The 6,094-nt window shown below is 43.4% G+C and carries 4 protein-coding genes; all 4 read left to right on the top strand.

Features of this window, described 5'->3' with window-relative positions:
* A partial coding sequence (locus tag AC37HE_RS06395; RefSeq protein WP_500781966.1) for an MBL fold metallo-hydrolase occupies window positions 1–358 on the top strand: 358 nt, incomplete at its 5' end.
* Between the two features lie 385 nt (window positions 359–743).
* Window positions 744–1,649: a hypothetical protein gene (locus AC37HE_RS06400; protein WP_500781967.1), complete on the top strand. Its 906-nt coding sequence runs from the start codon at window positions 744–746 to the stop codon at window positions 1,647–1,649.
* 138 nt (window positions 1,650–1,787) lie between these two features.
* Window positions 1,788–4,103 (top strand): T9SS type A sorting domain-containing protein, encoded by a 2,316-nt coding sequence (locus tag AC37HE_RS06405; RefSeq protein WP_500781968.1) that lies wholly within the window; start codon window positions 1,788–1,790, stop codon window positions 4,101–4,103.
* Window positions 4,104–4,269: 166 nt separating this feature from the next.
* On the top strand, window positions 4,270–6,094 hold a 1,825-nt coding region (locus AC37HE_RS06410; protein WP_500781969.1), incomplete at its 3' end, for an insulinase family protein.

Here is a 6,094-nt window from a genome sequence, read left to right on the forward strand (position 1 = left end):
CATGAACCTTTTTATAGGTGGCGATGGCGGATACGATAGCCATTTTGCAAAAATCGGGAACCAATACGGACCTTTCGACTTAGCCATTATTGAACAAGGGCAATATAACCAGCGCTGGAAATTCATTCACCTCTTGCCCGAACAGCTTTTCCAGGCTGCCACCGATCTCAAAGCCCAACGAATACTGCCGGTCCATAATTCGAAATTTGCCTTAGCTGCTCACCCCTGGGACGAACCATTGGTGGAGCTTGCAAAAAACAGGGCTAAACAAACAATTCCTGCATTAACTCCCCGGATAGGCGAACCGGTTTACTTACACGATACAACACAGTCGTTTTCAAATTGGTGGAAAGACTAAAAGAAGACCATCGAATACATTTTTAGCCGAAGTCTTTCACGCCTTAATAAGCTGAAAGACTTTTTTATTAATCAAAATCAATCTTACCTTGTCAATATCAGAAAGGCGGATAAGTGAACACTTGTTTTAAATCACCGAAAAATAGTTTTTGATAACCGAAAGAGCGATTTATACCTGATCATACCTCCCCCACGCACCATTCCTATTGACTTTCATCAAATTCCAGTCTAATTTTATTCACAGAAAAATGGAGTGCTTTTTCGTTGCGCAATCAATCGAAAACAGGCAAAATATGTAAAACCCTGAATTTAAAGGGTAAATTCCATCTTTTCATTCAACACGATTTTAAATTAGACTAAACAAATTAAATTTTAACACAATTAGTATGAGAAAAATTTCTACCTCCATTGCCTTAGTGCTTACGCTCATTACCGGCCTTTTCTGGGCATGCCAAAAAGAAGAAACAACCGACTTCTATGCGAGTGAATCGACACTCAAGTCTGCTTCCGCCCCTGATCCACAAACGACCTGGCCGGATCAGGATTGCGCAACAACTTGCATAGCCCCGGATGGCCAGTCTGAAGCAATAATTACAAAAGCCTTCTACAACAATACAAAATCAGTGACTGTCGCAATTAGCAATACAGCAACACAAATTATCTATTCGTTCACAAGCACTGAAAATATACACCAAATCACATTGGGAGGTGTAATATATAATAATACAGGTGGATCAGATCTATACACATCTGAAAGTACTGATCCTTATATTATAACAACCTACCTGCCTGAAAGCTGGAATCCCTGCTCTGAATATTCAACTGAAATAATTGTAAACAGAAACAACAGTAACAATACAGGTACTGGTAACGAAGTTGATTTCGTAGCTCCTTATACATTAATCGGAGTTTGTACTGATACATATAATGGAGAAGTAAACACAGATTGTACCCTACACGTAGAAACAGCCTATGCAGGAAATTCTGTCGGTGAAGGAAATGCCTGGTGGTACTATTTTGAACCTACAATTGATGAAGCTCAAATAATTTATGCAGGGCAAAAAGCAACCGACGGAACTGTAACTTACGATGGCAGCAACATCATTATCAACCTTGGAAGCTGGAGCCTTCAGGATGTAAAAGAACCTGTCAAAATTCAAGCTTATGACGAAATTCCAACTTCCAGACCAGCATCAGGTCAGTTTACAACTTACAAAGGCAAAGATTTAACGATTCCTGTTGCTGAAGCTAAATATTACACCATCCATCTGGATGTTGAGATTTGTGAATAAAGCGGAACTGCTTAAAGATCAAGGCTACCCTAACCGGTAGCCTTTCTTATTTAAATTAAATACAAACTACTGAATTCCAACAACCAAACTACATCTAAGGCTAAGGTTTTTCGTAAACTATCATAAAACCATGATGTTATGAAAAAACCTTTACTTGCCTTATTACCCTTATTTTTAGCAGTCGCCTTAATTGCTGCTATAGCAACCACTTTAGATACTTTCTTTATGCCGGGTTCACAACCGGGAGATTCCGGAAATATTGAACATCCTGATAAATGCGACAATTGCCATGGCGGATACGACCAAACAGTAGAACCTGCTTTTAATTGGCGAGGAAGTATGATGGCACAAGCTGCCCGAGACCCCTTGTTTTATGCCTGCTTAGCTATTGCCGAGCAAGATGCTCCGGGATCCGGCGATTTATGTATTCGCTGCCACGCTCCCGATGGCTGGTTAGCCGGACGTTCGACCCCAACTGATGGTTCTGCCTTAAATAGTAACGACCGCGAAGGAGTTCAGTGCGACTTCTGTCACAAACTGGTAAAACCTTCGGCTATTGGCCTTAACCCATTCCCCAACGATCCGGATTATACAGCTTCAACCTATCCATCGGACCAGGACTACCTGGGAACGATCACGCACATCCCTTTACAATCCGGCAACGGTATGTATGTAGCTCATTCCAATAACGCCAAACGCGGTCCCTTTACGGATGCAGCGGCAAAGCACCAAATATTTTATTCTCCTTTCCACAGCCAATCCGACTTTTGCGGCACCTGCCACGATGTTAGCAGCCCGGCCTTCGATGCCGACGGAAACCCTATATTAGGTGGCTTAGCCGAAAAAACAGAGTCCAGCTTTGCTACTTACAATATGCTTCCTGTTGAGCGCACGTTCAGCGAATGGAGAATGAGTGACTTTGCCAAGGGACCTGTTACCGGGACAGCCTTTGGAGGGAACTTACTGGAGACCGGGGTTTCAACCTGCCAGGACTGTCACATGCACGATGTATCGGGAGTGGCTGCAAACAAACGGGGAACCGTGTATCGCGATAATCTTCCCCTGCACGATATGACCGGTGGAAACACCTTCATTCCCGATTTGGTCGCCTTACTTTATCCCGCCGAGGTAAATCCGGCTGCTTTGGAGGCAGGCAAACAACGTGCTTTGTTTATGCTGCAAAATGCAGCCTTGATAGAGCTAACAGTAACCAACAATATTGCGACAGTAACAATAACCAATAATACGGGACACAAACTACCGTCAGGCTATCCGGAGGGAAGGCGAATATGGATCAACCTACAAGCCTACGACGCAAACGACAATCTGATTTACGAATCAGGAGCCTACGATAACACTTCTGCGATCCTGGAAAAACATGGAATAATCTACACAAACGGTCAAGGGACAACCGACGAGAATGACGACAGCAAGATTTATGAGATAAAACTGGGCATGAGCAATGCTGTTGCAGAACTTGCAGGTCTTTCAAATTCGGAAGATGGAACATCATTCCACTTTGTTTTAAACAACCAGGTTGTGAAAGACAACCGAATACCACCGCTCGGATTCACCAATGCGAATTTCGAAAGCATTGGTTCTCCTGTCGTGGCTTATCAATACGCAGATGAGCAAAATTATGACAATACCAGCTATACACTCCCGGCAACACCTGCTTATGTTAAAGCTCAACTTTTATATCAAACGACATCAAAAGAATACATTGAATTTTTGAGAGATGAAAACTCAACCAACGATGCCGGGAACATTCTCTATTCTTTGTGGGCAAGTAACGGAAAATCGGCTCCTGTCGTTATGGGAGAAGCCGAATGGGGCACTCCTCCGGGACCAACGCTCGAGCCAATGCACGTTGAAATACAAAGTTTAACCAGATTGAGTGCCAAAGGAAGTAAAGAATATGTTGAAGCAACAGTTTTTGTTACCGATGGAAACGCATTGCCGCTTGCTGGTGCAACTGTTAGCGGAAACTTCACCGGACCAACTTCCGGAGATGTGAGCGGCACGACCGATGCAGATGGCTTCGTCGTATTGGACTCACGTGCAATCCGAAACCCGGCCGGAGAATGGTGTCTCGAGATTACGGATGTCACCAAGGAGGGCTACCAACTTGAAACACCAATGCCTTATAAGGTATGCGAAAGCACCTTAAAAAGCGCAAGTCTGAAGACTGCTGAAGAAGCCGGGATTCACATCTTCCCGAACCCGTTTAGCAATCAGGTTAATTTCCAAATCACCAGACCGGAGGATGACCACGTCCGCATCGAGCTATTCGACCTGAGTGGAAGACTGCTCCATTTTGTGGCAGATCAGGATATCCAGGCCGGCAGTGGCTACACCTTCGAATTCCCAACTCAACAACTTCCGAAAGGAATGATCATTTACAAAATAACATTCAAATCAGAAACTATAACCGGGAAACTAATCAAAAATTAACCAACGACATTCAGATCATCAAAACCACCGGCAATAAACCGGTGGTTTTTATTTGTTATTCAGCATAAAACCTTCCTTCTTTTAACCAACTGATAGTCATCACAAACATCCTTTTTTGTATATTAGACATATTTTTACTGAAAATTACTCACTTAACCTTAGAAACATGCGGAAAATTACATTTTTGATTTCCTGCCTACTCCTGTTGGTTCTGGCCTCCTGCGGAACAAAGGAGAAATACAAGACAGGCGAAAAATACCATGGTTTCACCTTGGTTGAAAAGCGTTTTGTAAAAGAAGCAAATGCTGAATGCCTCTTATTTAAACACGACAAAAGTGGTGCTGAACTCTTGAAAATTCAAACCGACGATCCCAATAAGCTATTCAACATTGCCTTTAAAACGACTCCTCAAACCGATTACGGCACACCACACATTATGGAACATTCGGTCTTAAACGGGTCCAAAAATTTCCCGGTCAAAAGTCCGTTCGATGTGCTCATGAAAGGTTCGTTAAATACCTTCCTGAATGCCTTTACCGGATCTGACTTCACAACATACCCGGTAGCCAGTATGAATGATAAAGACTATTTCAACCTAATGCATGTTTATTTGGATGCTGTTCTAAATCCGTTGATTTATACCGATCCCCGGATTCTAAAACAGGAAGGCTGGCATTATGAATTGCAAAATCCGGATGATGCAATCACCTACAAAGGAGTTGTCTACAACGAAATGAGGGGTGCTTTTTCCAACCCAACGCGCGAACTGGATTACCGGGTAAACAAAATCCTGTTTCCTGGCAACACTTATGGTGTAGCATCCGGTGGCTACCCGACCGAAATCCCCAAGCTGACCTACGACCATTTCATCAAGTTCCACAAAAAATATTACCACCCGGGAAACAGCCATATTCTACTTTATGGCGATGCCGACCTGGATAAAGAGCTGGCTTTTATAGACTCAGCCTATCTTTCGAAATACGACCTGCCAACCGAGAAAATAGATATTCCACTGCAGAAGCCTTTTGATGCCATGAAGGAGTCTGAATGTACGTATGCCGTTCCGGAAGGTGCTGACACGAAAAATCAAACCTTTCTGGATCTCTCCTTCGTCGTTGGACAGGATACCGCCAGAGCACTTTGCATGCAATTCGATGTGATCGCCGATGCCTTGGTAAACCAGGAATCGGCGCCTTTGCGACTGGCCCTACAGGAAAAAGGAATAGGCCGGGATGTAAGTGCTCATTTCAGCGAACACAAACAGAATGTTTTTGAAATTATTGTCAAAAATGCCAATCCGGAAGACAAAGATCTCTTCAAAGAAACCGTCTTTAATACCATCAAAGAGGTTGTAGCGAAAGGATTCGACAAAGAAACCGTCGAAGGTATTTTAAACCGTACGGAGTTCAGTCTCAAAGAAGGAAACACCCCTCAAAAAGGCTTGATGTATTTCTTTCAAAGTTACCCGGGCTGGTTCTTTGCCGATAACCCGTTTTTAGGAATGGAATTCGATAAGCCACTGTCCGAAGCGAAAAAAGCACTCACCAGCAACATACTGGAAGAAGACATGCAGGAATACCTGCTGAATAATCCGCATGCCTTGCTGATGGTGATGAAACCGGAACCGGGCTTACAGGCTAAAATTGATGAACAAACCAAAGAAGAACTGGCAGCCTATAAAAAAAGCCTGACCGACGATGAAAAAACAGCACTGGTGCAAGACACCAAAGCCTTGATTGACTACCAAAAACGCGAAGATTCACCGGAAGCACTTGCAACAATACCGATGCTGAAATTGAAAGACATCAGTCCGGATATTGAATGGTTTGGCATGGACGAGAAAGACGTATCGGGCGTAAAAGTACTGCAGCATAACACCTTCACCAACGACATCCTGTACAGTAATCTTTATTTCAACATGTACACTTTGCCAAAGGAACTGATCCCCTACGCAAGTCTGCTTTCCGAATTACTCGGTAAGTTGAACACCG

The organism is Mangrovibacterium sp., assembly GCF_059905295.1.

Bases quoted from the DNA above. Each gene is read 5' to 3' on its own strand.
- AC37HE_RS06405 (WP_500781968.1), top strand. From the start codon at position 1,788: ATGAAAAAACCTTTACTTGCCTTATTACCCTTATTTTTAGCAGTCGCC.
- AC37HE_RS06400 (WP_500781967.1), top strand. From the start codon at position 744: ATGAGAAAAATTTCTACCTCCATTGCCTTAGTGCTTACGCTCATTACC.